Origin of the sequence: Streptomyces sp. NBC_01460, assembly GCF_036227405.1 — a bacterium.
Lineage (GTDB): Bacteria > Actinomycetota > Actinomycetes > Streptomycetales > Streptomycetaceae > Streptomyces.
In genome coordinates this window covers 4,806,070-4,830,802 of the sequence record NZ_CP109473.1, presented here as the reverse complement: position 1 = coordinate 4,830,802, position 24,733 = coordinate 4,806,070, and the positions used below count along the sequence as shown (strand labels likewise).

The following is a 24,733-nucleotide window of genomic DNA, read 5'->3' as shown; positions in this document are numbered from 1 at the left end:
ACGCGGGTGGGAGAGCCAGAATCGCCCCTGCGGGGGCGGATGGGGAGACCTGGGACATGACCGAACATGTCAGTACGACTTCGGCAGGCCCAGGGTCTGGTGGGAGACGTAGTTCAGGATCATTTCCCGGCTGACCGGGGCGATCCGGGAGACGCGGGCGGCGGTGATGAGGGAGGCGAGCCCGTACTCGCGGGTCAGACCGTTGCCGCCGAGGGTGTGGACGGCCTGGTCGACGGCCCTGACGCAGGCCTCCGCGGCGGCGTACTTCGCCATGTTGGCGGCCTCGCCCGCGCCGATGTCGTCGCCCTCGTCGTAGAGCCGCGCGGCCTTCTGCATCATCAGCCGGGAGAGTTCCAGCTCTATGTGCGCCTGGGCGAGCGGATGGGCGATGGCCTGGTGGGAGCCGATGGGCGCGCCCTTCCAGACGGTGCGGGTCTTCGCGTAGTCCACGGCCCGTTCGACGGCGTAGCGGCCCATGCCGATGGAGAAGGCGGCGCCCATGATGCGTTCCGGATTCAGCCCGGCGAAGAGCTGGAGCAGACCGGCGTCCTCGTCGCCCACGAGTGCGTCGGCCGGCAGCCGTACGTCGTCGAGGACCAGCTCGAACTGCTTCTCCGCCGCCTGGAGTTCCATGTCGATGCGGGTGTGTGTGAAGCCGGGGGCCTCGCGCGGGACGATGAAGAGACAGGGCTTGAGGCTGCCGGACCTCGCGTCCTCGGTGCGGCCGACGATCAGGGTGGCGTCGGAGATGTCGACACCGGAGATGAAGACCTTGCGGCCGCTGAGTATCCAGTCGTCGCCGTCCCGGCGCGCGGTGGTGGTGATGCGGTGGGAGTTGGAGCCGGCGTCGGGCTCGGTGATGCCGAACGACATGGTCAGCGAGCCGTCGGAGAGGCCGGGGAGCCAGGCCCGCTTCTGGGCCTCGGTGCCGAACCGGGCGATCACGGTGCCGCAGATCGCCGGGGAGACGACCAGCATGAGGAGGGGGCTGCCCGCCGCGCCGAGCTCCTCCAGGACGATGGAGAGCTCGGCCATGCCGCCTCCCCCGCCGCCGTACTCCTCGGGGAGGTTCACACCGAGGTAGCCCAGCTCGCCCGCCGCGTCCCAGAGTTCGCGGGGGTGTTCGCCCCTGCGGGCCAGGTCGGTGGTGTAGTCACGGCCGAACCGCTTGCCGAGTGCGGCGACCGCGGCGCGGAGGGCCTGGTGCTCTTCGGTTTCGAGGACGGTGCTCATGGAGTCGTCTCCTCCTGGTGCGCGGTTGCGTCGGATGCCTGCGTGGGTGCGTCGGATGCGTGCACGGGTGCGTCGGATGCGTGCACGGGTGCGTCCTGTACGACGGCGAGCAGAGCGCCGACCTCGACCTGGAGTCCGGGGGCGGCGTGGAGCGCGGTGAGGGTGCCGGAGGCGGGGGCGAGGATGCGGTGTTCCATCTTCATCGCCTCCAGCCAGATCAGCGGCTGCCCCGCCTCGACGGGCGCGCCCGGGGCCAGTCCGTCCGCGAGACGCACGACGGTGCCGGGCATCGGGGCGAGGAGGGAGCCGGGTTCGGTGCGTTCGGCGGGGTCGGTGAAGCGGGGCAGGACGGTGAAGGTGTGGGCGCCGGCGGCCGTGTCCACGTGGACGCGGTCGCCGTGCGCGGTGACGGCGAAGTGCCGTGTCACGCCGCCCGTTTCGAGGGTGACGGCGTCCGGGCGGGCCGAGAGGACCCGTTCGCCGGTGACGGGGGCGGGGACGCCGTCCCGGCCGGTGCGGTAGGCGATCTCGTACGCGCTCCCGTCGGGCTCGGCGCGGTAGCGCCTGGTCTGTGCCTGCGAGGCGAGGTTGCGCCAGGCCCCGGAGCGCGCGGGGCCCGGTCCGCTGCTCGCGGCCGAGGCCGCGGCCAGCGCCGCCGCCGTGGCGGCGACGCGGCGGGCGTCGTCGTCACCGGGGGCTCCGGTCGCCGTCAGTACGCCCAGGTGCCGGTCGTAGAAGCCGGTGTCGAGGTGCCCCGCGACGAAGTCGGGGTGACGCAGGGAGCGTACGAGCAGCTCCCGGTTGGTGACCGGGCCGTGGACGCGGGCGCGTTCGAGGGCCCGCGCGAGGAGGCGGACGGCCTCGGTGCGGGTGGGGGCGTGGGCGATGACCTTGGCGAGCATCGGGTCGTAGTGCATCCCGACGGTGTCGCCGCCGGTGTATCCGGTGTCGAGGCGGATGCCGGGTGCGTGGGGCACGTCGAGCGTGAGCAGTGCTCCGGTCTGCGGCTGCCAGTCACGGGCCGGGTCCTCGGCGTAGAGCCGGGCCTCGACGGCGTGTCCGGCCGGCTCCGGGGGCGTGGCGGCGGGCAGCGCCCCGCCCTCCGCGACCCGCAGCTGGAGGGCGACCAGATCGAGGCCGAACACCGCTTCCGTGACGGGGTGCTCGACCTGGAGGCGGGTGTTCATCTCCAGGAAGTACGGGCGCCCCTCGGCCGACACGAGGAACTCGACGGTCCCCGCGCCCCGGTAGCCGACCGCCCGCGCGGCGGCGACCGCCGCGTCGTGGAGCATGCCGCGCAGCTCCTCGTCGAGGCCGGGTGCGGGAGCCTCCTCGATCACCTTCTGGTGGCGGCGCTGGAGGGAGCAGTCGCGGGTGCCGAGCGCCCACACCGTGCCCTGCCCGTCCGCCATGACCTGGACCTCGACATGACGGCCCCGCTCCACGTAGGGCTCGGCGAAGACCTCGCCGTCCCCGAAGGCGGAGGTGGCCTCGGCGGAGGCGGCGGTCAGCTCCTCCGGCAGCGCGGAGAGCTCCCGGACGATCCGCATCCCGCGCCCGCCCCCGCCCGCCGCCGCCTTCAGCAGCAGGGGGAGGTCCGACGCGGTGGCGCTCCCCGGGTCGACCGGGGCGAGGAGGGGGACCCCGGCGGCGGCCATCAGCTCCTTGGCCCGGGTCTTGGACGCCATCAGCTCGACGGCCTTCACCGGCGGGCCCACCCAGACGAGGCCCGCGTCCTGCACGGCCCGGGCGAACCCGGCGTTCTCGGAGAGGAAGCCGTACCCCGGGTGCACGGCGTCGGCACCGGCGGCGAGCGCGGCGGCGACGACGAGGTCGCCGCGCAGATAGGTGTCGGCGGGGGCGGACCCCGGCAGGCGTACGGCGGTGTCGGCCTCCCGTACGTGCAGGGCGCCGGCGTCCGCGTCGGAGTACACGGCGACGGTGGCGATGCCCAGCTCCCGGCAGGTGCGGAAGATCCGGCAGGCGATCTCGCCCCGGTTGGCGACGAGCAGTGCGGTGATCATCTCTGCCTCACATCCGGAAGACGCCGAAGCCGCGCGCGCCTTCGACCGGTGCCGTGTGGATCGCGGACAGGCACATCCCGAGGACGGTCCTGGTGTCGCGCGGGTCGATGACCCCGTCGTCGTACAGCCGCCCCGACAGGAACATCGGCAGCGACTCGGACTCGATCTGCTGCTCCACCATGGCGCGCAGCCCGGCGTCGGCCTCGTCGTCGTAGGGCAGCCCCTTCGCGGCGGAGGAGGCGCGGGCGACGATCGAGAGGACGCCCGCGAGCTGCTGGGGGCCCATGACGGCGGACTTGCTGCTGGGCCAGGCGAAGAGGAAGCGGGGATCGTAGGCCCGGCCGCACATGCCGTAGTGACCGGCGCCGTAGGAGGCGCCCATCAGCACGGACAGGTGCGGGACGCGGCTGTTCGACACCGCGTTGATCATCATCGCGCCGTGCTTGATGATGCCGCCCTGTTCGTACTCCTTGCCGACCATATAGCCGGTGGTGTTGTGCAGGAAGAGGAGCGGGATGTCGCGCTGGTTGGCCAGCTGGATGAACTGCGCGGCCTTCTGCGACTCCTCGCTGAACAGCACGCCCTGCGCGTTGGCGAGGATGCCGACGGGATAGCCGTGCAGGCGTGCCCAGCCGGTGACCAGGCTCGTCCCGTAGAGCGGCTTGAAGGCGTCGAAGTCCGAGCCGTCGACGAGCCGGGCGATGACCTCGCGCGGGTCGAAGGGGACCTTGAGGTCACCGGGCACGATCCCGATCAGCTCGTCCTCGTCGTACTTCGGCGGCTCGGCGGGGCCCGGATCCGGGTGTGCCTTGCGCCAGTTGAGCCGGGCGACGATCCTGCGGGCCTGGCGCAGCGCGTCGTGCTCGTCGACGGCGTAGTGGTCGGCGAGGCCGGAGGTGCGGGCGTGCATCTCGGCGCCGCCGAGCGACTCGTCGTCGCTCTCCTCGCCGGTGGCCATCTTCACCAGGGGCGGACCGCCGAGGAAGACCTTGGACCGCTCCTTGATCATGACGGTGTGGTCCGACATCCCGGGGACGTACGCCCCGCCGGCCGTGGAGTTCCCGAACACGACGGCCACGGTGGGGATCCCGGCGGCGGAGAGCCGGGTGAGGTCGCGGAAGAGGGCGCCGCCGGGGATGAAGATCTCCTTCTGCGAGGGCAGGTCGGCGCCTCCCGACTCCACCAGGGAGACGCAGGGCAGCCGGTTGGCGAAGGCGATCTCGTTGGCGCGCAGGGCCTTCTTCAGGGTCCAGGGGTTGGAGGCGCCGCCGCGCACGGTCGGGTCGTTGGCGGTGATCAGGCATTCGACGCCCTCGACGACGCCGATCCCGGTGACCAGTGAGGCGCCGGTCGCGTAGTCGCTGCCCCAGGCGGCCAGCGGGGACAGCTCGAGGAAGGGGGTGTCGGGGTCGACGAGCAGCTCGATCCGCTCGCGGGCGAGGAGCTTGCCGCGCCCCCGGTGGCGGGCCGTGTACTTCTCGCCGCCGCCCGCGAGAGCCTTGGCGTGCTCGGTGTCCAGCTCGGCGAGCTTCGCGAGCATGGCCTCGCGGTGGGCGGCGTACTCGGGCCCCGCGGTGTCGAGCGCGGTGGGCAGGACGGTCATGCGTTCACCTCCGGTGCGTCCAGCAGCTGTACGGGGACGGGGACGTGTCGGGACCTCAGCCACTCCCCCACCGCCTTGGCCTGCGGATCGAAGCGCGCCTGTGCGGCGACGCCTTCGCCGAGGAGGCCGTGGACGACGAAGTTGAGCGCCCGCAGCCGGGGCAGGACGTGGCGTACGACGGTGAGTCCGGCGGTCTCCGGCAGCAGTTCCCCGAAGCGGGCGACGGTCAGCTCGTGGGCCAGCCACCGCCAGGCGTCGTCGGAGCGGGCCCATACGCCGACGTTGGCGTCCCCGCCCTTGTCGCCGCTGCGGGCGCCGGCGACGTGTCCGAGGGGCACGGTCCGGGTGGGTCCGGCGGGCAGCGGATCGGGCAGGGCCGGTTCGGCGACCTCGGCGAGTTCCCGGTACGGGCCGGCCGTCGGCACGGTCTCCCGGGACCCGTCGGGGAGCACGGCGACGTGCTCGACCTCGCCGGCCGGCACGTACGCGGCCTCGAAGACCCCGTACGGCGCGCCCTTCCCGGGCGGGGCGGTCACGTGGAAGCCCGGGTAGCTCCCGAGCGCCAGCTCGACGGCGGCCCCGGACACGGCGCGTCCGACCGCCTCCGGATCGGGGTCACGCACGACGAGCCGGAGCAGGGCGCTCGCGGTCTCCTCGGTGGCGGCGTCGGCCCGGTCGGTGCGGGCGAGCTCCCACCGCACCTCCTCCGGCTTCGAGCCCGCCCGGTCGAGGGCGTCGGTGAACTGGTCCCGCACGAGGCGGGACTTGGCCTCGATGTCGAGGCCCGTCAGCACGAACACGACCTCGTTGCGCCATCCGCCGAGCCGGTTGAGCCCGACCTTCAGCGTGGGGGGCGGGGCCTCGCCGCGTACGCCGTCGATCCGCACCCGGCCGGGTCCGTCCTGCGTGAGCCGTACGGTGTCGAGCCGGGCCGTGACGTCGGGTCCGGGGTAGCGGGCGCCGCCGGTCTCGTACAGCAGCTGCGCGGTGACGGTGCCGAGGTCGACGACCCCGCCGGTGCCGTCGTGCTTGGTGATGACGCTGCTGCCGTCCTCGTGGATCTCGGCGAGCGGGAACCCCGGGCGGCGGACGTCGTGGTCGCCGAAGAAGGCGTAGTTGCCGCCGGTCGCCTGGGTCCCGCACTCCAGGACGTGCCCGGCGACGACGGCTCCCGCGAGGGCGTCGTGGGCGTCCGGCCCCCAGCCGAAGTGGGCGGCCGCGGGCCCGGTGACGAGGGCGGCGTCGGTGACCCGGCCGGTGACGACGACGTCGGCGCCCGCCCGCAGACAGGCGGCGATGCCCCCGCCGCCCAGGTAGGCGTTGGCGGTGAGGAAGCCGTCGGGCACCGGGCGGCTGTCCCCCTCGACGTGCGCGACGCGCACGGGCACGCCGGTCCGGTCCGCCAGCTCCCGCACGGCGTCGGCGAGTCCGGCCGGATTCAGCCCGCCGGCGTTGGCGACGATCTTCACGCCCCGCTCGTGGGCGAGCCCGAGGCTCTCCTCCAGCTGCCGCAGGAACGTCGTGGCGTAGCCGCGTGCCGGGTCCTTGAGGCGGCTCCGGCCCAGGATCAGCATGGTGAGTTCGGCGAGGTAGTCCCCGGTGAGGACGTCCAGCGGGCCGTCGGTGAGCATGTCGCGCACGGCGTCGAAGCGGTCGCCGTAGAAGCCGGACGCGTTGCCGATGCGCAACGGCCGGGTCATCGGTCCGCCTTCGGGGGGCGGCCGGATCCCGCGGGCCCGGCGAAGGCCTGCGCGATGTCCAGCCACTGCCCGGCGTCCGGGCCCACCGCCTCGACGGCGAGGTCGTCGCGGTGGGCTCGCTGGGTGACGAGCAGGCAGAAGTCGAGGAGCGGCCCGGTGACCCGCTGGGCGGCGTCCTCGGGCCCGTACACGCTCAACCCGCCGTCCTCGCCGCGCAGTTCCACCCGGAACTGTTCGACGGGCGGTTGCAGTCCCCGCACGACGTAGGCGTAGTCCCGGGCCCGTACGCCGATCCTGGCGACGTGCCGCAGCCGGGCGGTGGGCTTCCGGGTGACCCCGAGGGCGTCGGCGATGTCCTGGCCGTGCGCCCAGGTCTCCATGAGCCGGGCGGTCGCCATCGAGGCGATGCTCATGGGCGGGCCGTACCAGGGCAGTTTCGTCCCCGCGGGCGCCGCGCGCAGGGCCTCCTGCAACCGGGCCCGTCCGGCCCGCCACTCCACGAGCAGCGCCTGGGGCGTCAGGGCGGTGACGGCCTCGTCGGCCGCCTCGTCGACGAAGGTCTCGGGGGCGGCCAGGGCTCTGTCGACCTCGGCGGCGAAGGCGTCGGGCTCGGCGGCGGCGACCAGGGCCACCTCGTCGGTCCAGTTGAGGTGGGCGATCTGGTGGGCGACGGTCCATCCCTCGGCGGGCGTCGGCACGGTCCACTCGTGTGCGCTCAACCCGGCTACCAGCAGGTCGAGTTCGTCGCTCTCCTCACGCAGGTCGTCGAGCACGGCGGCGGTCACGGCCGATGCGTCGGGCACGGTGCGCTCCCCTCGGGGCGTGGCGGTGTGCCCCGGAGCATGCCAGCGGCCCATAAAACAAGCAAGCATGCTTGCATGATTTTATTCGAGGGCCCACGCTCCCACCCTCCGGACCTGCGGGGGTCAGCCGGCGCGGTAGCCGGGGACGGAGGGCCAGCGCACGGTCAGCACCACCGACTCCTCCTCCGCGCACCAGGAGTGGTCCACGCCCCGGCCCCATACGACGTAGTCGCCCTGGCGCTCCAGCAGCACGTCCCGCTCGGGGAACCGCATCCGGAAGCGCCCGCTGATGAGCACGAGCAGCGCCGTGCGCTCCTCGCCCCGCACCCACTCCGGCCGCTCCTCACCCTGCGGATGGACGCCCCACTTGATCTCCAGGGCCTCGCTGTGGCGCGGATCGGAGGGGTCCTTGAAGTGGCCCAGCAGCCACCCGTGATCCAGGGCCGCGTCCGCCGCCGCGCGCCCCACGTACACACCGTCACCCATGGTCCGGAACGTAACAGGCGACCGACGCCTCAAGGTCCGTACACCATCGGACGACCCTCTGTTACCGCCCTGCCCCACGTAGGGCAGGGCGGTACGGTGAAACCGTGATAAAGACGACCGTGTACCTCCCGGAGGAGCTGGAAGTGCGACTGGACGCCGAAGCGTCCGCCACCGGGACAAGCAAAGCGGAGCTCATCAGGCGGGGCATCGCCCTGATCCTCGACCACGCGGAGCGGCCCGAACGGAGCGACAAGCTCCCGGTCTTCGACAGCGGGCGCCCCCTCACGGCCGAGGCCATGGACGACGCGGTGTACGCGCACATCAAGGAACGAGCGGCGCGCCGTCGATCATCTTCGCCGACACGTCCGCCCTCCACGCGGCCTTCGACTCCGCACAGCCGGAGCACTCCGGCGCGGCAGAGATCCTCGCCGACGAGACACTGGCCATCTCCCCGTTGATCGTCACGGAACTGGACCACCTCGTCCACCGGGATCTGGGCTTCCCGGCCACCATGCAGGTGAGGGAAGCACTCAACTCACGCATGGCGGACGGCCAGTGCAGGCTCGCCGATCTGAAGCCCGCCGGCCTGAGAGCGGCGCACGCGGTGCGTCACACGTACGCAGGGCTCCGGCTGGATCTCGCGGACGCGGTCGGCGTCGTCCTCGCTGACCGCTGCAGGACCGACCGCATCTTCACGCCGGACCAGCGCGACTTCCGGGCGATCACCCCGCTCACCCCCGGCCTGACCGCGGTCAGGATCCTTCCGGTCGGCGGCTGAACCACACCCCCACCGCTACTCCGCGCGGTCGCCCTCGGCCTGCGAGGGTTCGGTCCGGGGGACGTCGGGGTGGGTCTCGGCGGCCGTGCCGCGCACGGCCGGTTCGTCGCGTTCGCCCTCGGCCTGGGAGGGGGTGTGGGAGTACAGCCCGGCGTACTCGTCGGTCTCCTTGGTGGATCCCATGCGCGGGCCTCCTTCCTTCGCTCCCCTCCATCGTGCGCCTCGCGCCCGCTCCCGGCGCGGTGACGCCGCGCCGGGAGCCCCGCCTCCGCGCGGGGACCTCGTCACTGCCCCTTCGACGCCGCCTCGGCCATCTTCGCCGTGGTGCTGGCACCGTCCAGCGCCTCACGGATGATGTCCGCGTGGCCGCTGTGGTGGGCGATCTCGCGGAAGACGTGCCACAGCACGCGGCGGACGGTCCAGCGAACCGGCTCCGGGGGCGACCAGGGATACGAGGGCAGCGTGACCTCGCGGTCGAGGTCGGCCTCCTCGCGCACCGTACGGTCGAAGGCGGCAGCCGCGGTGTGGAAGGCCTCCAGCAGCCCGGGCACCGTCTCGCCGTCGGTCATCCGGTTGCCGTCGGGGTCGAGGTCCGCCCAGTCGACCTTGGCGGGGGCCGTGCCCTCGACGACGTCGAGCCAGCTGCGCTGCACGAGTCCGAGGTGCTTCAGGAGTCCGCCGAGGGTCAGCTCGCTGACCGTCGTCCGGGCGCGGGCCCCGGCGTCGTCGAGCTCCGCGACGGTGTAGAGAAAGTTGGTGCGCTGATCGGTCACGAGCGCGAGCAGATCGTCGCGTTCCGGCATGTGTTCCTCCAGGTCGGCCATCACGACCACCCTAGGATCGGACGCCCCGCCGCGCAGGAGAACGGACGGACCCCCGGAAGGACCGGCCCATGGACGGACGGACCCCGGCCCGACGGCCTCACCGCTTCCGGGAGCCCCGCCCCTGGCTGCGCACCGCGCCGATGCTCGCACCGATGACGAGGGCGATGGCCAGGGCCTCGGTCGAGGAGAGGGCCTGGTCGAGCAGGAGGAAGCCCGCCGTGGCCGCGATGGCCGGTTCGAGGCTCATCAGGACCGCGAAGGTGGGCGCGGGCAGCCGTCGCAGGGCCATGAGTTCGAGGGTGTACGGCAGGACCGAGCTCAGCAGCGCCACGGCGACACCCAGGCCCAGCGTGGACGGGACGACGAGCTTGGAGCCGGACTCCATGATGCCGAGCGGCAGCGAGAGGACCGCCGCGACCACCATCGCCAGGGCCAGTCCGTCCGCCTGCGGGAAGCGGCGGCCCGTCCGGGCGCTGAAGAGGATGTACACCGCCCACATGGCGCCCGCGCCCAGGGCGAACGCCGCCCCGGCCGGGTCCAGGCGGTCGAAGCCCCCGCCGCCGAGCAGGACGACACCACCGAGCGCCAGGGCCGCCCAGACGAGGCTGACCAGCCGGCGGGAGGCGACGACGGACAGGACCAGCGGGCCCAGCACCTCCAGGGTGACGGCCGCGCCCAGCGGAATGCGGTCGACGGCCTGGTAGAAGAGCATGTTCATGCCGCCCATCGCGACGCCGAAGGCGGCCACGGTGCCCCAGTCGGCCCGCGAGTGCCCCCGCAGCTTCGGCCGGCAGACGACCAGCAGGATGAGGGCTGCGGCGGCGAGCCGCAGGGTGACGACGCCGAGCGCGCCCGCCTTCGGCATCAGCAGGACGGCGACCGCCGCGCCGAACTGGACGGAGAGCCCGCCCGCGACCACCAGCGCGACCGGACCGAGCGCGGCGCCGCGGCGAACCGGGCCGCGGCCCGGCTCGTCGAGCGCGGACACCGCCTCGGGGACGGCGACGGCTGCGGCCGACTCTGTGGCAACGCGGGGGTCGTTCACCGGGCACCTTTCCTACAGTTCACTGGAGTGCACTACCCGGTCCACAGTACGGCACCGACGGCGAGGCGCTCACGCCCTCACGGTAGAGACCCGCGCGCCTCCCGTGAAATGCCTGCTGTGCTCCCGTTATGCTCCGGCGGCATGAGCACTGGACAGGGCATGGGGAACGGCGGGCGCGGGATGGAGATCCGGCATCTGCGGGCCTTCCTCGCCGTCGCCGACGAGGGCAGCGTCACCCGCGCCGCCGCCCGCCTCCGGGTCACCCAGCCCGTCGTCTCCCGTACGCTCGCCGCCCTCGAACGGCATCTGGGCGTCCGGCTCGTCGACCGGTCCACCCACCACCTCGCCCTCACCCCCGAGGGCGTCGCCTTCCGCGACAAGGCAGCCGCGGCGGTCGGCGCCTTCGACGAGGCCCTGGACCCCGGCCGGCTGCACGACTGGCCGCTGCGGCTGGGACACGCCTGGTCCGCCTTCGGCCCGTACACCACACCGCTGCTGCGGACCTGGCAGCGGCGCCATCCCGGGACCCCGCTCGAACTCCTCCGCATCGACGACCGCACGGCCGGCCTCACCCGGGGCGAGGTGGACGCGGCGCTGCTGCGTGGGCCGGTGGACGCCCCGGGGCTCGTCACCGAGGTGCTGTTCACGGAGGGCCGGGTGGCCGCCGTCGCCTCCGACGGCCCGCTCGCCGCCCGCGCCTCGCTCTCCCTGGCCGACCTGACCGGCGACGCCGTCGTCCTGAACACCGTCTCGGGCGCCACCACGCTCGCCCTCTGGCCCCCGCACGACCGGCCGGCGGCCACCCTCACCGTCGCCAACACCGACGACTGGCTGACCGCCATCGCGGCCGGACGCGGCAGCGGGGTCTCGGGGGCCTCCACCGCCGGGATGCACCCGCACGCGGGGGTCGTCTACGTGCCGCTGACGGACGCGCCGCCCCTGCCCGTCCTGCTGGCCCGCCGGGACGGCCCCGGCCATCCGGCACTGCCCCAACTGGTGTCGCTCGCCCGGGAGATCGTGGCGCGGGAACAGCGGGAGCCACCCGGAAATTCCACTCGGTGACGGGGAATGAAGCCCTGCGGTGCGGGAGTTGGGAGCCGTGTACCGATCGGGTCGATCACTCCAGGGGGAGCTCATGACGGACACCAGGGACACCGTCACCGTGCACGGCACGGTCACGACCGGCTTCGAGGGCGTGCGGGACGAGTTCGCCGCCGTACTCGCCGCGGACCACACGGAACCCGGGAGCCAGCTCGCGGTGTACCACCGCGGCGGACTGGTCGTGGACCTCTGGGCCGGGGAGGGCATCACCGGGGACTCGCTCCCCGCCGTGTACTCCTCCACCAAGGGCGCCGCCCACCTCGTCGTGGCCCTGCTCATCCAGGACGGAGCCATCGACCCGGAACGCACGGTGGCGTCGTACTGGCCGGAGTTCGCCGCCGAGGGCAAGGGCCAACTGACCTTCCGTGAGCTGGTGTCGCACCGCTCCGGGCTGATCTGGGCGGACGGCGGGCTGGGCATCGAGGACCTGGCCGACGACCGGGGCGTCGCCGCACGGCTCGCCGGCCAGCGGCCCTACTGGACGCCCGGCACGGGGTACGGCTACCACGCGCTGGTGATCGGCGCCCTCACCGGCGAGGTGGTCCGGCGGGTCACCGGGCGCTCGATCCAGGAGATCTTCGAGGAGCGGGTGCGCGCACCCCACGGCCTGGACCTCCACCTGGGCCTGCCCGAGGCGCTCGAACCCCGGTACACGGCGATCCGTCCTCCCGTCGCCACACCCGCGCAGGCGGCCGAGGCGGCGGCGAACCCACTGGACCCGGACAGCCTGCGGGCGCGCGCGTTCGGCTTCGCCGCGGACCCGCCGCTCGACCTGATCGCCCTCGTCAACACCCGTGCGGTGCGGGCGCTGGGCCCCGCCTCGTTCGGTGGCGTCGGCTCGGCACGGGGGCTCGCGGGCATGTACGCCGCGGCGGTCGACGGGCTGGACGGCCGGGCACCCCTCCTGACCCCCGCGACGGTGGCGGAGGCCGGCCGGGTGCGGTACCGGGGCACCGACCTGGTGACCGGACAGACCGACCACTTCGCGCTCGGCTTCGAAACGGTGGGTGCCGACTACCCGGCCCTGGGCGAGGGCGCCTTCGGCCACTCGGGAGCAGCTGGATCGCAGGCCTACGCCGACCCCGTCAACGGGGTGGCCTACGGCTACACCCGGCGCCGCTTCGCCCTCCCCGGCGGCGCCGCCCCGGAGAACGAGCGGCTCTCCGCGGCGGTGAGCGAAGCCGTCGCGAAGCTCTGACGCCGGCCCCGCCGCCCCGTCCCCGGCTCCCTCAGGGCGTCACGCCCGCCGCTGCGCACCGGGGCCGTCGGGTGGAGCGGCGGGGAGCCCCTCGGCCAGCACCTCGGCGAGGTGCCGGGCCCGCCGTCCCGCCAGCTGGTCCAGCTGGGTGCGGCAGGAGAAGCCGTCGGCCAGCAGCTCGGTGCCGGGTTCCGCCGCCCGCACGGACGGCAGGAGCTGTTCCTCCGCGCAGGCCACGGAGACGTCCCAGTGGCCCTTCTCGAAGCCGAAGTTGCCGGCCAGCCCGCAGCAGCCTCCGCTCAGCTCACCGGTCAGCCCCGCCCGCTCGCGGAGCCTGCGCTCGGCCGCGTCGCCGAGCACGGCGTGCTGGTGGCAGTGGGTCTGGCCGGCGACCCGCCGGTCCAGGCGGGGCGGCGTCCACTCGGGGGCGTACTCCTCCAGGTACTGGGCCAGGGTGCGGACGGAACCGGCGAGTCCGGCGGCGCGCGGGTCGTCGGGGAGGAGCTCCGGCAGGTCCGTCCGGAGCGCGGCGGCGCAGCTCGGCTCCAGGACGACGAGCGGCCGGCCGAGGAGCGGGCCCATCCGGTCCAGGGTGCGCCGCATGACGGAGCGGGCCGCGTCGAGGCGGCCCGTCGACACGTAGGTGAGGCCGCAGCAGACACCGGGGGCGGGCAGCACCGGGGTCCGGCCCGCCGCCTCCAGGACCCGGACCGCCGCCCGGCCGACCTCGGGCGAGAGGTGGTCGGTGAAGGTGTCGGGCCAGAGGACGACGGCCGGCCCGGCCTCCGGTGCCCCGCGGGTCCCGGCCGACGCCCGGAACGTGCGACGTGCCAGGACGGGGAGCGTCCGCCGCGGGTCGATCCCGGCGAGCCGCTTGGCGAGGGCGGCGGGCAGGCGCATCCGTGCCAGGGCGTTGAGCGCGCCCGCGAAGGGGGCCGCCATCCGCAGCCAGCGCGGGAGCCCGCCCATGGCGTAGTGCGCGGCCGGGCGCAGGCGGCCCTTGTAGTGCTGGTGGAGGAACTCCGCCTTGTACGTGGCCATGTCGACGCCGACCGGGCAGTCGGTGCGGCAGCCCTTGCAGGACAGGCAGAGGTCGAGCGCGTCCCGTACCTCGGTGGACCGCCAGCCGTCCGTGATCACCTCGCCGGCGAGCATTTCGTGGAGCAGCCGGGCGCGGCCCCGGGTGGAGTGGGCCTCCTCGCCGGTCGCCCGGAAGGACGGGCACATGACGTCCGGACCGGGCTGCGCCGTACGGCACTTGGCGACGCCGACGCAGCGGCGTACGGCGGCCGAGAAGTCGCCCCCGTCGTTCGGGTAGCCGAAGGCGACGTCCACGGGGCGGCCGGGGAGGACGGCGAAGCGGAGGTTCTCGTCGAGCCGTGCGGGGCGGGCGAGGATGCCCGGGTTGAGGCCGCCGTCCGGGTCCCAGAGGTCCTTGAAGCGGGTGAACAGGCCGACCATCTCGTCGCCGTACATCCGGGGCAGGAGTTCGGCCCGCGCCTGCCCGTCGCCGTGTTCACCGCTGAGTGAGCCGCCGTGCGCCACGACGAGGTCCGCCTGGTCCTCGGAGAAGCGGCGGAAGCGGGCCACGCCCGCCTCGCTCAGCAGGTCGAAGTCGATGCGCACGTGGATGCAGCCGTCGCCGAAGTGCCCGTAGGGGGTGCCGCGCAGGCCGTGTTCGGCGAGCAGGGCCCGGAAGTCGCGGAGGTACGGGCCGAGGCGTGCGGGCGGTACGGCGCAGTCCTCCCAGCCGGGCCACGCCTCACTGCCGTCCGGCATCCGGGTGGCGGTGCCGGCGGCGTCCTCACGGATGCGCCACAGGGTCCGCATGGCGGCGGGATCGGTGACGACGGTGGCGTCGAGGGCGTCGGCGGCGCGCACGATCCTGGTCGCGTGGTCCTGGGCCTCGGCGGGGGTGGCGCCGCCCGTCTCGACGAACAGCCAGGCGGCGCCGCGCGGCAGCCCGGCCGGTTCGCGTACGAGGTCGGCGGCCATGCCCTCGACGGTGAGCGGTCCGTACGGGAGGAGGCCGGGGGCGGCTTCGGCGGCGGCCGGCTCGTCGGCGTACCCGAGGACGGCGAGCGCGCGGGCGCGCGGCGTCCCGACCAGGCGGACCGTCGCCTCGGTGATCACGGCGAGCGTGCCCTCGCTGCCGCAGAGGGCGCGGGCGGGGTCCGGGCCGTGCTCGGGGAGCAGCGCGTCGAGGGCGTACCCGGAGATGCGGCGCGGGAGTGCGGGGAAGCCGGTGCGCAGGAGGGCCAGGTGGCCGGCGGCGAACGCGTGGAGGCCGGGCGGCGCGTCGGGCAGTCCGCGGCCGAGGTGCAGGGCGTCGCCGCCCCCGTAGCGCACGACGCGCAGGCTCCGGACGTTGTCGGCGGTGGTGCCCCACGCCACGGAGTGCGAGCCGCAGGAGTTGTTGCCGATCATTCCGCCGAGCGTGCAGCGGCTGTGGGTGGAGGGGTCGGGGCCGAACGTCAGCCCGTGCGGGGCGACGGCGGCCCGCAGGTCGTCGAGGACGACACCGGGCTGGACGACGGCGGTGCGGGAGGCGGGGTCCAGCTCCAGGATCTGCCGCATGTGGCGGGTGAAGTCGAGGACGACACCGGTGCCGGTGGCCTGACCGGCGATGGAGGTGCCTCCGCCCCGGGGGACGACGGGCGTGCGGTGCTCCCGGCAGACGCGGAGGGCCTCGGCGACGTCGGCGGCGTCGCGGGGTGCCACGACCGCGTGCGGGACGCGGCGGTAGTTGGACGCGTCCATGGTCGTCAGCGCGCGGGCGGCCGCGCCGGTCTCCACGTCGCCGCGGACGGCCTGGGCCAGGGCTCGGGTGAGGTCGGTGGCGGGCATGGGCCCAGCATGCCGGTCCCGGGGGCCGGGGGTGGCCCTCAGCCGCCGGGCGTGCCGGACGGGTTGCGCCTGTCCGGGCGGACGGGTGCATCGGACGGGCGCCCCAGGCAGACGCATCGGACGGGCGCCCAGGCAGGCGCCGCCCCGGGCGGGCGCCGCCGGACAGGCGCGGGGTCTCAGGAGCCGGACACGCCGGGACGGCCGGGCAGAGCGGGAACTGCCCGGCCGGCGGTCACTTGGCGCAGACCGCCTTGTCCGCCTCCACGCGCTGGATGTCCTCGGGCGCCTTGCTCGGGGCCGAGAGCGGGCTGCCCGCCTCCGTGAAGTCCGGCCCCAGGGTCAGCTTCATCGGTTCCATCTCGCCCGCGTCCGTCGTCGTCGGCTTGAGGGCCGAGGCCGAGAGGCCCATCAGGTCGGCCAGCCTGCGGGCCTGGTCGGCCTGGTTGGGCGCGTAGACGAGGGTGGTCTTCTTCACGTCCTCCGGCGCGTTCGCCTGGTTCGTGGACTTCAGCACGCCCTCTTCGTTCTGCAGCCAGTCCAGGGCGTTCTGCGCGGAGCCGGGAGGCGCGCCGCCGTTGTAGACGTCGACCCGGACGTCCGCCGCGTCGGCCATCTCGCCCTTGAGCTTGGCGGCGTCCGCGGCCTTGGCGGCGGCCTTCTCCTTCTTCTCCACCTCGGTGAAGGACACGTCCTCGCGCATCATCGAGAAGACCTGCTGGGCCTTGGACTTGTCGAGGATGACGGTGGCCTTGTCGTTCGGGTTGTCCAGCACCGGGACCGTGGTGAAGGTGATGTTCTTGGGGTCGACCGAGGCCAGCTCCATGCCCAGTTTGCGCAGCTTGTTGATGTCGTCGATCTTGTCGTCGACGGTGAGGGCCTTGGTGGCGGCCTCCGCGAGCGACCACATCTTGGTGGGGCTGGTCAGGGTGTCGTTGGACTTCAGCTTGCGCATCAGCGAGCCCAGGAACTGCTGCTGGATCTCGATGCGGCTCAGGTCGCTGCCGAAGCCGACGGAGTGCCGGGTGCGCAGGAAGGCGAGGGCCTGCTCGCCCTGGAGGGTGTGCTCGCCCTGGGACAGCTTGAGGTGCGAGTCCTTGTCGTCGATGTCCTTGGCGAGACAGACGTCCACACCGTCGACGGCGGTCGTCAGGGACTTGACGGCGTTGAAGTCGGCCACCATGAAGTGGTCGGGCGTGATGCCGGTGAGCTCGGTGACGGTCCGCATGGTGCAGCTGGGCGTGCGGTCCGACTGCCCGAGGCTGGTGTTGAAACGCCCGCCGCTGGTCGCGGGGATGTCCTTCTCGGAGCCGTCCTCCATGGTGGTCGGACAGTTCGGGATGTCCGTTATCAGGTCGCGCGGGATGCTCAGCGCGGTGGCGTTCGTACGGTCCTTGGAGACGTGGAAGAGGATGTTGGTGTCGGCGTGGCCGACGCTGCCCGCGTCCCCGTAGCCCTCGTTGCCGTCACCGGTCCGCTTGTCGGTCCCGATCACCAGGACGTTGATCGCCCGGTCCTTGCTGAAGCCGCCCGTGCCGGCACCGTCGGTGGAGACGGAGGTGATGTTGCCGTTGAAGTGCTGGTACACGAAGTAGCCCGTGGTGCCGACACCCACCAGCAGGAAGGCGAGCACGCCGCCGGTCCACACCAGGGCCTTCTTCTTCCCGGACTTCCTGGGCTTCGCCTTGCGCCGCCCGGTGGCCGGAGCGGCCGCCCGGCCGCCCTGCTTCCGCGACTCCTCGCGGCCCCCGCGTCCGCCGCCGGCACCCCGGCGCCCGCCGCGCTGACCGGGCACGGCGGCCCGGTCGCCGGACGGCTCCGCCTCCGGCTTCGTCCTGCGGCGCGGTCCCGGCGCCGTTCTGGTGTCGGAGGTACCGGCCGCCGCGGATGATCGCCCTGAGGAGGGGGTCAGTCGCAGTTCGTAATCACCGGTGTCGGGGTTGAGTACCCACTGGTCTGCGGGGTCGATGCCCTCGTCCCGCCCACGGCCTTGCGCGTCCACGGTTGCCTGCGTCCTCCGTCGGGGCCACGCGGCGCCTCCCCCTTCAAGGCGCGCGGTGTGTCTTACGGCAGTGCCGACCTGGCAGATCGACTGCACCGGAGCGCTCACCCTAGCTGGCCACCGGCCCACGAGCGACGATCGTGACAAATCAAGCACCGCACACGGGGCATAACGCCACATACGGCACTACTTACCCGTCCACACCTGGGGTTGACCCGGGCAACACCCGTCACAGAACGCGACCGCAGTCGGTTCCAGCCAGATTTCATACAGAAGTGGCCACAAGGAATCCCCAAACAAGTCGCCAATTCTCCTATAGTTGCCGTGACTTGATCAGGAACAATCAGCTCCAGTTGTGGCTCTTTCACCATCACCACACCGATACATCCTGATCGCCCCATACGTCACACCTGTCCCCTTCCTCCGCACCGTCCGCCCCGAGGACTCCGATTGCGCCCTTCACTCCGGCCGACCGCACTCGCCCTGCTGATATCGGCAGCCGTTACCGGTGCTCTGTGCCTGTGGGCGGTCGCCGCCGCTCCCGCCTCGGTACGGACCGCCCTCGCCTGGGGGACGGGCACCGCCGCCGTCCTGCTGTGCGTCGCGGTGACCGTCACGGTCCACACGCTCGCCACCGCCCGCAACCTGCGCGCCCTGCGGGCCACCGACTCCGAACGCTTCACCGCGGAGACCTCACGCCTCGTCTCGACCTCCGCCGCCGAGGCGCAGCGCTTCACCGCGGAGACCGCGCGCATCAGAGCGGCCGCCTCCGCCGAGACCGCCCGCGCCATCGCCGAGGCGGACGACCGGGTCGCCCGGGCCACCACCGAGGCCGCCGAGCAGCACGAGCGGCTCACCGCCGAGACCGCGCGCCTCACCGCCCGCGCCCGGCGCAGCGAGACCGAGCGTTCCGCGGCGATCTCCGCGTGTGCCAACGCCGCGGGACGGATGCAGGCCCTGGCCACGAGCATGCTGGCCGACCTGCGCGAGATGGAGCACCGGCACACCGCCGAGGACGTCCTCGGCGACCTGCTGCACCTCGACCACCGCACGGCCCAGGCGGGCCGCCTCGCCGACTCCATCGCCGTACTGACCGGTGCGCGCTCCGGGCGCCGCTGGGCGAAGCCGATCGTCATGGAGTCGATCCTGCGCGGCGCGATGGGCCGGATCGGCGGCTACCAGCGCATCCGCCTCCACTCGACCAGTGACGTGGCGATCGCCGGCCACGCCGCCGAGGGCGTCATGCACGCCCTGTCCGAACTCCTTGACAACGCTGCCAACTTCTCGCCGCCCACGGCGGAGGTCCACGTGTACGTCGAGGAGGTCCCGGCGGGCATCGTCGTCACCGTCGAGGACAGCGGCCTGGTGATGAGCGACGTGCAGCTGCGCCGCGCCGAGCGCGCCGTGTCCGCCGACAACCAGGACCTCACGGGCATCTCCGGCACCCGCCTCGGCCTCGCCGTCGTCGGCCGGCTGGCCAGGAAGCACGGCCTCACCGTCTCCTTCCGGCCGTCGGCGCGCGGCGGCACGGGCGCGCTGATGATGCTGCCGCAGGAGCTCATCTCCCGTACGCCCACGCCCGCGCCCGCAGCCGCCCCGGAGCCCGCCCGGCACCCCGAGCCGGAGCCGGACCACGCGACGCCGGGCACCGAGGACCGGGCCACGGCCACCACGACGGCGGGCTCCCCCGGGCCCGCTTCGCGGGCGGACGAGGCGTCCCGGAGGCCGGAGTCCGAGTCCGAGTCCACCGGCACCGTCCCCCAGATCGGTGAGAGCGGCCTGCCCAAGCGCCGCCGCGGCCGCACCCTGGCCGCAGCCGAAGCCCGTACAGGCAACGCCACCCCCGGCGGAGCCGATTCCCCCAGGCCCCGTGCCACCGACCCGAAGGTGCAGGCTGCCCGCTTCAGCACCTTCAGCCAGGCGGTACGAGCCAATTCCCCGCACCCGGAAGGCAACACCCGATGAGCGCGACCACCGACGAGAAGCTCAACTGGCTGCTGGAGGGGCTGCTCGACCGCACGCCCGGCGCCCGGCACGCCCTCGTCCTGTCCCGGGACGGCCTGAAGCTGTGCCGTACCCCCGAACTCTCCGTCGACCAGGCCGACCAGCTGGCCGCGATCTCCGCCGGCATCCAGAGCCTCTCGCACGGCGCGTCGATCGAGTTCGGTGACGGCAGCGGCGGCGTACGGTCCGCGATGACCGAGTTCTACGGCGGCGTGCTGTTCATCGTCGAGGCGGGCGCGGGCGCCCACCTGGCGGTCGTGGCCGCCGAGGACTCCGACGTCGGCCTCGTCGGCCACAACATGAGCGAACTCGTCGAGCAGCTCGGCGAGTACCTCGTCGCCCCTCCGCGCGACCCCGCGGGGCCCGGTGACTCAGCGGCCTCGGTCGCGGAAACCGCGGACGTATGACGCCGGTCCCGCGCCCCCGCCCCGGACGCGACGACGACCCGGACCGGCTGTACACCCTCACGGGTGGCCGCAGCCGGTCCGACTCGGCAGCGTTCGACCTGGTGACACTCGTCGTCGCCGAATGCGAACCGAACCCCGGGATGCAGTCGGAGCACGTCGCGATCCTGCGGATGTGCGACAGCCCCACCGCGGTCGTCGAGATCTCGGCCACCCTGAATCTGCCCGTCAGCATCGTCCGCATCATGCTGTGCGACCTGCTCGACACCGGCCGGATCAGCGCCCGCCACCCCCGTACTGCACGTGTCGAGGACCGGCTCCCCGACACCGACACCCTGGAACAGGTGCTCGTTGGACTCCGCAACCTCTGACCGTGCCGCCCTGCAGGCGACGGCCGACAACGGACTGAAGATCGTCGTCGTCGGCGGCTTCGGGGTCGGCAAGACCACCATGGTCCGATCCGTGAGCGAGATCCGTCCGCTCAACACGGAAGAGACCATGACCCGCGCGGGCGAGGCCGTCGACGACCTCGACGGCGTGCACTCCAAGTCGTCCACCACGGTCGCCTTCGACTTCGGCCGCATCACGCTCGACGCGCGATCGGTCCTCTACCTCTTCGGCGCGCCCGGACAGGAACGCTTCTGGTTCCTGTGGGACCGCCTCTTCTCCGGCACCCTGGGCGCCGTCGTGCTCGTCGACACCCGGCGGCTCGCGGACTCCTGGTACGCGATCGACCGGCTGGAGCACCACGGCACGCCGTTCATCGTCGCGTGCAACGACTTCGGCGGCCCGCTCCACACGGAGCAGCAGATCCGCGAGGCCCTCGACCTGTCCCCCGACGTCCCGCTCGTGGAGTGCGACGCCCGGGACCGCTCGTCCAGCAAGTACGTCCTGATCACGCTGGTCGAGCACCTCCACGCACTCTCCCTGGCCCGCGCGAAGGACGCCGGAGCGGCGCTCGCCGGCGACCGGACCGCGGCGATGACCCCGGAGCGCACCCCGTGACCCAGTGCCCCGTGTCCCACGGTTCCGTACCCCTGTCCGGCCCGCGGTTCCAGACCGACCCCGTGCAGCTGTACCGGGACATGCGCCGGGACCACGGCGCCGTGGCCCCGGTCGTGCTCGACGGCGACGTGCCCGCGTGGCTGATCCTCGGCTACCGCGAGCTGCACCAGGTGACCAACGACCCGGTGCTCTTCAGCCGGGACTCGGACCTGTGGAACCAGTGGGAGAACATCCCGGACACCTGGCCGCTGCTGCCGATGATCGGACGCAGGCAGCCGTCGATCCTCTACACGGTCGGTGAGCGGCACACCGTCCGCGCGGCCATGATCAGCAACGCGCTGGAGGCCGTCGACCCGTTCGCGCTCAAGCAGTACGCGGAGGAGTTCGCCGACGACCTCATCGACCGCTTCTGCTCCACGGGCCGGACCGACATCATCGCCGAGTACGCGATGCTGCTCCCGGCCCGTGTCCTCGCGAGGCTCTACGGCTTCAGCGACGAGGTCGGCGGCCCCCTCGTGGGCGCGCTCAACGACATGATCGACGGCCGTGAGCGCGCGCTGGCCGGGCAGCAGCACCTGGGCGCCGCCATGGGGCAGCTCCTCGCCGACAAGCACGCCCGGCCCGACGACGACGTCGCGAGCCGGATGCTCCAGGACCCGGGCGGCTTCACCGTCGAGGAGGTCGCGCAGGACCTCATGGTGATGATGGCCGCGGGCCACCAGCCGACCGCCGACTGGATCGGCAACTCGCTGCGGCTGATGCTGACCGACGACCGTTTCGCCGCGTCGCTCTCCGGCGGCCGGCACAGCGTCGGCGAGGCCATGAACGAGGTGCTCTGGGAGGACACGCCCACCCAGAACGTGGCGGGCCGCTGGGCTTCCCGCGACACCCATCTCGGCGGACGCCACATCCGCGCCGGCGACCTGCTGCTCCTCGGCATCGCCGCCGCCAACGGCGACCCGCAGGTGCGCACCGACGGCTCCGCGCTGACCGGCGGCAACAACGCGTTCCTCTCCTTCGGCCACGGCGAGCACCGCTGCCCGTTCCCGGCCCAGGAGACCGCGGAGGTCATCGCCCGTACGGGGATCGAGGTGCTCCTGGACCGGCTCCCGGACGTGGACCTCGCCGTCCCCGCGGACAAGCTGACCCGGCGTCCGTCCCCGTGGCTGCGCGGACTGACGGACCTGCCGGTGCACTTCACGCCCACTCCCGCCCTTGGAGGCCAGAAATGACCCGGATCGTCCTCGATCCCTTCGTCGCCGACCTCGACGCCGAGAGCGCCACCCTGCGCGCCGCGGGCCCGCTGGCCGAGGTGGAGCTCCCCGGAGGGGTGCACTGCTACGCGGTGACGCATCACGCGGAGGCCCGTCAGCTGCTCACCGACAGCCGCGTGGTGAAGGACATCGGCGTCTGGAACGCCTGGCAGCGCGGCGAGATCCCCATGGACTGGCCGCTGATCGGTCTCGTCAACCCGGGCCGCTCCATGCTGACCGTCGACGGGGCCGACCACCGCAGGCTGCGCACCCTGGTAGCGCAGGCGCTGACGGTGAAGCGGGTGGAGCGGCTGCGGGCGAGCATCGAGGCGCTGACGAACGCTTCCCTGGACCGGCTGGCGGCACTGCCCAAGGGCGAGACCGTCGACCTGAAGGCGGAGTTCGCGTACCCGCTGCCGATGAACGTCATCAGCGAGCTGATGGGCGTGGACGCGGCCGACCACCCCCGGCTCAAGGAGCTGTTCGAGAAGTTCTTCTCGACGCAGACCCCGCCGGAGGAGGTCCCGCAGATGATGGCGGACCTCGGCACCCTCTTCACGAAGATCGTCGACGACAAGCGGGCGAACCCGGGCGACGACCTGACCAGCGCCCTGATCGCGGCGTCCGAGGACGGCGACCACCTCACCAACGAGGAGATCGTCAACACGCTCCAGCTGATCATCGCGGCCGGCCACGAGACGACGATCAGCCTGGTCGTCAACGTCGTCGAGGCCCTCCAGACCCACCCCGAGCAGCGCAAGCGCGTGCTGAACGGCGAGGTCCCGTGGGAGAACGTGATCGAGGAGACGCTGCGCTGGAACACCCCGACCTCGCACGTCCTGATCCGCTTCGCGACCGAGGACATCGAGGTCGGCGACACGATCCTGCCGAAGGGCGAGGGCCTGCTCATCTCCTTCGGCGCGCTGGGCCGCGACGAGAAGCAGTACGGGCCCACCGCCGGTGAGTTCGACATCACCCGCTCCCCCAACCGCCACATCGCCTTCGGCCACGGTCCGCACGTCTGCCCGGGCGCCGCGCTGTCCCGGCTGGAGGCGGGGGTCGCCCTGCCCGCGCTGTACGAGCGCTTCCCCGACCTGGACCTCGCGGTACCGGCCTCCGACCTGCGGAACAAGCCGATCGTGACCCAGAACGACCTGTACGAGCTTCCGGTCGATCTCGGCTGAGCCGGGCCCGCGACGGCCGCCCACGATCCGGAGCGTGTGTCTCATCCGACGGACACGGTCCTCGACCGCTTCCGGGAGGGACTACGCTCCGGGTCGTGGCTGACATCCAGATTCCCGCTGACCTCAAGCCCGCCGACGGACGTTTCGGCGCCGGGCCCTCCAAGGTGCGGACGGAGGCGGTCGACGCACTGGCCGCGACCGGCACCTCCCTTCTCGGTACCTCCCACCGCCAGGCCCCGGTCAAGAACCTGGTCGGCGAGGTGCGTGACGGCGTGCGCAGCCTCTTCTCCCTCCCCGAGGGGTACGAGGTCATCCTGGGCAACGGCGGCTCCACCGCCTTCTGGGACGTCGCGACGCACGGTCTGATCGACAACAAGTCCCAGCACCTGAACTTCGGCGAGTTCTCGTCGAAGTTCGCGAAGGCCGCCAAGCTCGCCCCGTGGCTGGCCGACCCGACCGTCATCGCCTCGGACCCGGGCACCCACCCGGACCCGGAGGCCGAGGCGGGCGTCGACGTCTACGCCTTCACCCACAACGAGACCTCGACGGGTGTGGCGGCTCCCGTCAAGCGGGTCGCGGGCGCCGACGAGGGCTCCCTCGTCCTCGTGGACGCCACCTCCGGTGCGGGCGGCCTGCCGGTCGACATCACCGAGACGGACGTCTACTACTTCGCCCCGCAGAAGTCCTTCGCCTCCGACGGCGGCCTGTGGATCGGTGTGTTCTCCCCGGCGGCCCTGGACCGCGCCGCGCGCGTCCACGCCTCGGGCCGGCACGTCCCGGAGTTCTTCTCGCTGCCCACGGCGATCGACAACTCCCTGAAGAACCAGACGTACAACACCCCGGCGCTGGCCACCCTCTTCCTGCTGAACGAGCAGCTGAAGTGGATGAACACCCAGGGCGGTCTGGACTTCACGACCGGCCGCACGGCCGCGTCCTCGCAGCACCTGTACGGCTGGGCCGAGGAGTCCAAGTACGCCACCCCGTTCGTCACCGACCCGGCGAAGCGCTCGCAGGTCATCGGCACGATCGACTTCGAGGACGGCATCGACGCGGCGGCCGTCGCCAAGGTGCTCCGCGCCAACGGCGTCGTCGACACCGAGCCGTACCGCAAGCTGGGCCGCAACCAGCTGCGCGTCGCGATGTTCCCGGCGATCGACCCGGCGGACGTCCAGGCGCTCACGGCCTGCATCGACTACGTGATCGACAAGCTCTGACGGTCATCCGTCCGGAACGGCCCCGCAC

The 24,733-nt window shown here is 73.0% G+C and carries 21 protein-coding genes and 1 pseudogene; 11 read left to right on the top strand and 11 right to left on the bottom strand.

Translation table 11 applies throughout. The annotated features are described in order from the left end of the window. Positions 1-69: 69 nt before the first annotated feature. From OG488_RS21755 to OG488_RS21730, 6 genes are all read right to left on the bottom strand, one after another. Positions 70-1,233, bottom strand: coding sequence for an acyl-CoA dehydrogenase family protein (locus tag OG488_RS21755; RefSeq protein ID WP_329231603.1), 1,164 nt, complete (start codon positions 1,231-1,233; stop codon positions 70-72). Further along, positions 1,230-3,257 carry an acetyl/propionyl/methylcrotonyl-CoA carboxylase subunit alpha gene (locus OG488_RS21750; RefSeq protein WP_329231601.1) on the bottom strand — a complete coding sequence of 676 codons (2,028 nt, stop codon included), beginning with the start codon at positions 3,255-3,257 and terminating at the stop codon, positions 1,230-1,232. The genes OG488_RS21755 and OG488_RS21750 overlap by 4 nt, the downstream gene beginning before the upstream one ends. Positions 3,258-3,264: 7 nt before the next feature. Beyond that, on the bottom strand, positions 3,265-4,860 hold the full coding sequence (locus OG488_RS21745; RefSeq protein ID WP_329231600.1) for an acyl-CoA carboxylase subunit beta: 1,596 nt from the start codon (positions 4,858-4,860) through the stop codon (positions 3,265-3,267). Next, entirely contained in the window at positions 4,857-6,560 is a 1,704-nt protein-coding gene (locus OG488_RS21740; protein ID WP_329231597.1) for an acyclic terpene utilization AtuA family protein, read from the bottom strand. Before OG488_RS21740 ends, OG488_RS21745 begins: the two co-directional genes overlap by 4 nt. Next, a complete protein-coding gene (locus OG488_RS21735; RefSeq protein ID WP_329231595.1) occupies positions 6,557-7,363 on the bottom strand; it encodes a TIGR03084 family metal-binding protein in 807 nt (268 codons plus the stop codon). The genes OG488_RS21740 and OG488_RS21735 overlap by 4 nt, the downstream gene beginning before the upstream one ends. 123 nt (positions 7,364-7,486) lie before the next feature. Then, a complete protein-coding gene (locus OG488_RS21730) occupies positions 7,487-7,849 on the bottom strand; it encodes a signal peptidase I (protein WP_329231593.1) in 363 nt (120 codons plus the stop codon). 143 nt (positions 7,850-7,992) lie between these two features. Between OG488_RS21730 and OG488_RS21725 the strand changes: the two are divergent. Continuing rightward, positions 7,993-8,193, top strand: a pseudogene (locus OG488_RS21725) (CopG family transcriptional regulator); the annotation flags it as partial. A gap of 2 nt (positions 8,194-8,195) precedes the next feature. Then, positions 8,196-8,627, top strand: a complete 432-nt coding sequence (locus OG488_RS21720) for a PIN domain-containing protein (protein ID WP_329238900.1) — start codon at positions 8,196-8,198, stop codon at positions 8,625-8,627. A 15-nt stretch (positions 8,628-8,642) separates the two neighbouring features. Here OG488_RS21720 and OG488_RS21715 read toward each other — a convergent pair whose 3' ends face one another. The 3 genes from OG488_RS21715 to OG488_RS21705 form a co-directional block, all read right to left on the bottom strand. Continuing rightward, complete coding sequence (locus OG488_RS21715) at positions 8,643-8,810, bottom strand: hypothetical protein (protein WP_329231591.1); 168 nt, start codon at positions 8,808-8,810, stop codon at positions 8,643-8,645. A 101-nt stretch (positions 8,811-8,911) separates the two neighbouring features. After that, a complete protein-coding gene (locus tag OG488_RS21710) occupies positions 8,912-9,430 on the bottom strand; it encodes a mycothiol transferase (RefSeq protein WP_329238898.1) in 519 nt (172 codons plus the stop codon). Positions 9,431-9,548: 118 nt separating this feature from the next. Next, the gene (locus tag OG488_RS21705) at positions 9,549-10,496 is read right to left on the bottom strand and encodes an EamA family transporter (RefSeq protein WP_329231589.1); all 948 of its coding nucleotides are present in this window, start codon (positions 10,494-10,496) and stop codon (positions 9,549-9,551) included. A gap of 141 nt (positions 10,497-10,637) precedes the next feature. Here OG488_RS21705 and OG488_RS21700 point away from each other — a divergent pair, with 141 nt between their 5' ends. Both OG488_RS21700 and OG488_RS21695 read left to right on the top strand, forming a co-directional pair. Continuing rightward, complete coding sequence (locus OG488_RS21700) at positions 10,638-11,558, top strand: LysR family transcriptional regulator (protein WP_329231587.1); 921 nt, start codon at positions 10,638-10,640, stop codon at positions 11,556-11,558. A gap of 73 nt (positions 11,559-11,631) precedes the next feature. Further along, positions 11,632-12,795, top strand: a complete 1,164-nt coding sequence (locus tag OG488_RS21695; RefSeq protein WP_329231584.1) for a serine hydrolase domain-containing protein — start codon at positions 11,632-11,634, stop codon at positions 12,793-12,795. A gap of 39 nt (positions 12,796-12,834) precedes the next feature. Here OG488_RS21695 and OG488_RS21690 read toward each other — a convergent pair whose 3' ends face one another. Both OG488_RS21690 and OG488_RS21685 read right to left on the bottom strand, forming a co-directional pair. Then, a complete protein-coding gene (locus OG488_RS21690) occupies positions 12,835-15,642 on the bottom strand; it encodes an FAD-binding and (Fe-S)-binding domain-containing protein (RefSeq protein WP_329231583.1) in 2,808 nt (935 codons plus the stop codon). A gap of 232 nt (positions 15,643-15,874) precedes the next feature. After that, a complete protein-coding gene (locus OG488_RS21685; protein WP_329231581.1) occupies positions 15,875-17,641 on the bottom strand; it encodes an LCP family protein in 1,767 nt (588 codons plus the stop codon). 450 nt (positions 17,642-18,091) lie between these two features. Here OG488_RS21685 and OG488_RS21680 point away from each other — a divergent pair, with 450 nt between their 5' ends. From OG488_RS21680 to serC, 7 genes are all read left to right on the top strand, one after another. Then, entirely contained in the window at positions 18,092-19,606 is a 1,515-nt protein-coding gene (locus tag OG488_RS21680) for a sensor histidine kinase (protein ID WP_329231579.1), read from the top strand. Continuing rightward, a complete protein-coding gene (locus tag OG488_RS21675; RefSeq protein ID WP_329231577.1) occupies positions 19,603-20,052 on the top strand; it encodes a roadblock/LC7 domain-containing protein in 450 nt (149 codons plus the stop codon). The genes OG488_RS21680 and OG488_RS21675 overlap by 4 nt, the downstream gene beginning before the upstream one ends. Beyond that, entirely contained in the window at positions 20,049-20,420 is a 372-nt protein-coding gene (locus tag OG488_RS21670; protein ID WP_329231576.1) for a DUF742 domain-containing protein, read from the top strand. The genes OG488_RS21675 and OG488_RS21670 overlap by 4 nt, the downstream gene beginning before the upstream one ends. Beyond that, positions 20,401-21,054: a GTP-binding protein gene (locus OG488_RS21665; RefSeq protein ID WP_329231575.1), complete on the top strand. Its 654-nt coding sequence runs from the start codon at positions 20,401-20,403 to the stop codon at positions 21,052-21,054. The genes OG488_RS21670 and OG488_RS21665 overlap by 20 nt, the downstream gene beginning before the upstream one ends. Then, positions 21,051-22,286, top strand: coding sequence for a cytochrome P450 (locus OG488_RS21660; protein WP_329231572.1), 1,236 nt, complete (start codon positions 21,051-21,053; stop codon positions 22,284-22,286). Before OG488_RS21665 ends, OG488_RS21660 begins: the two co-directional genes overlap by 4 nt. Further along, a complete protein-coding gene (locus tag OG488_RS21655; protein ID WP_329231570.1) occupies positions 22,283-23,491 on the top strand; it encodes a cytochrome P450 family protein in 1,209 nt (402 codons plus the stop codon). The genes OG488_RS21660 and OG488_RS21655 overlap by 4 nt, the downstream gene beginning before the upstream one ends. Positions 23,492-23,586: 95 nt before the next feature. Beyond that, positions 23,587-24,705, top strand: coding sequence for a phosphoserine transaminase (serC, locus tag OG488_RS21650; RefSeq protein ID WP_329231568.1), 1,119 nt, complete (start codon positions 23,587-23,589; stop codon positions 24,703-24,705). Positions 24,706-24,733: the final 28 nt, after the last annotated feature.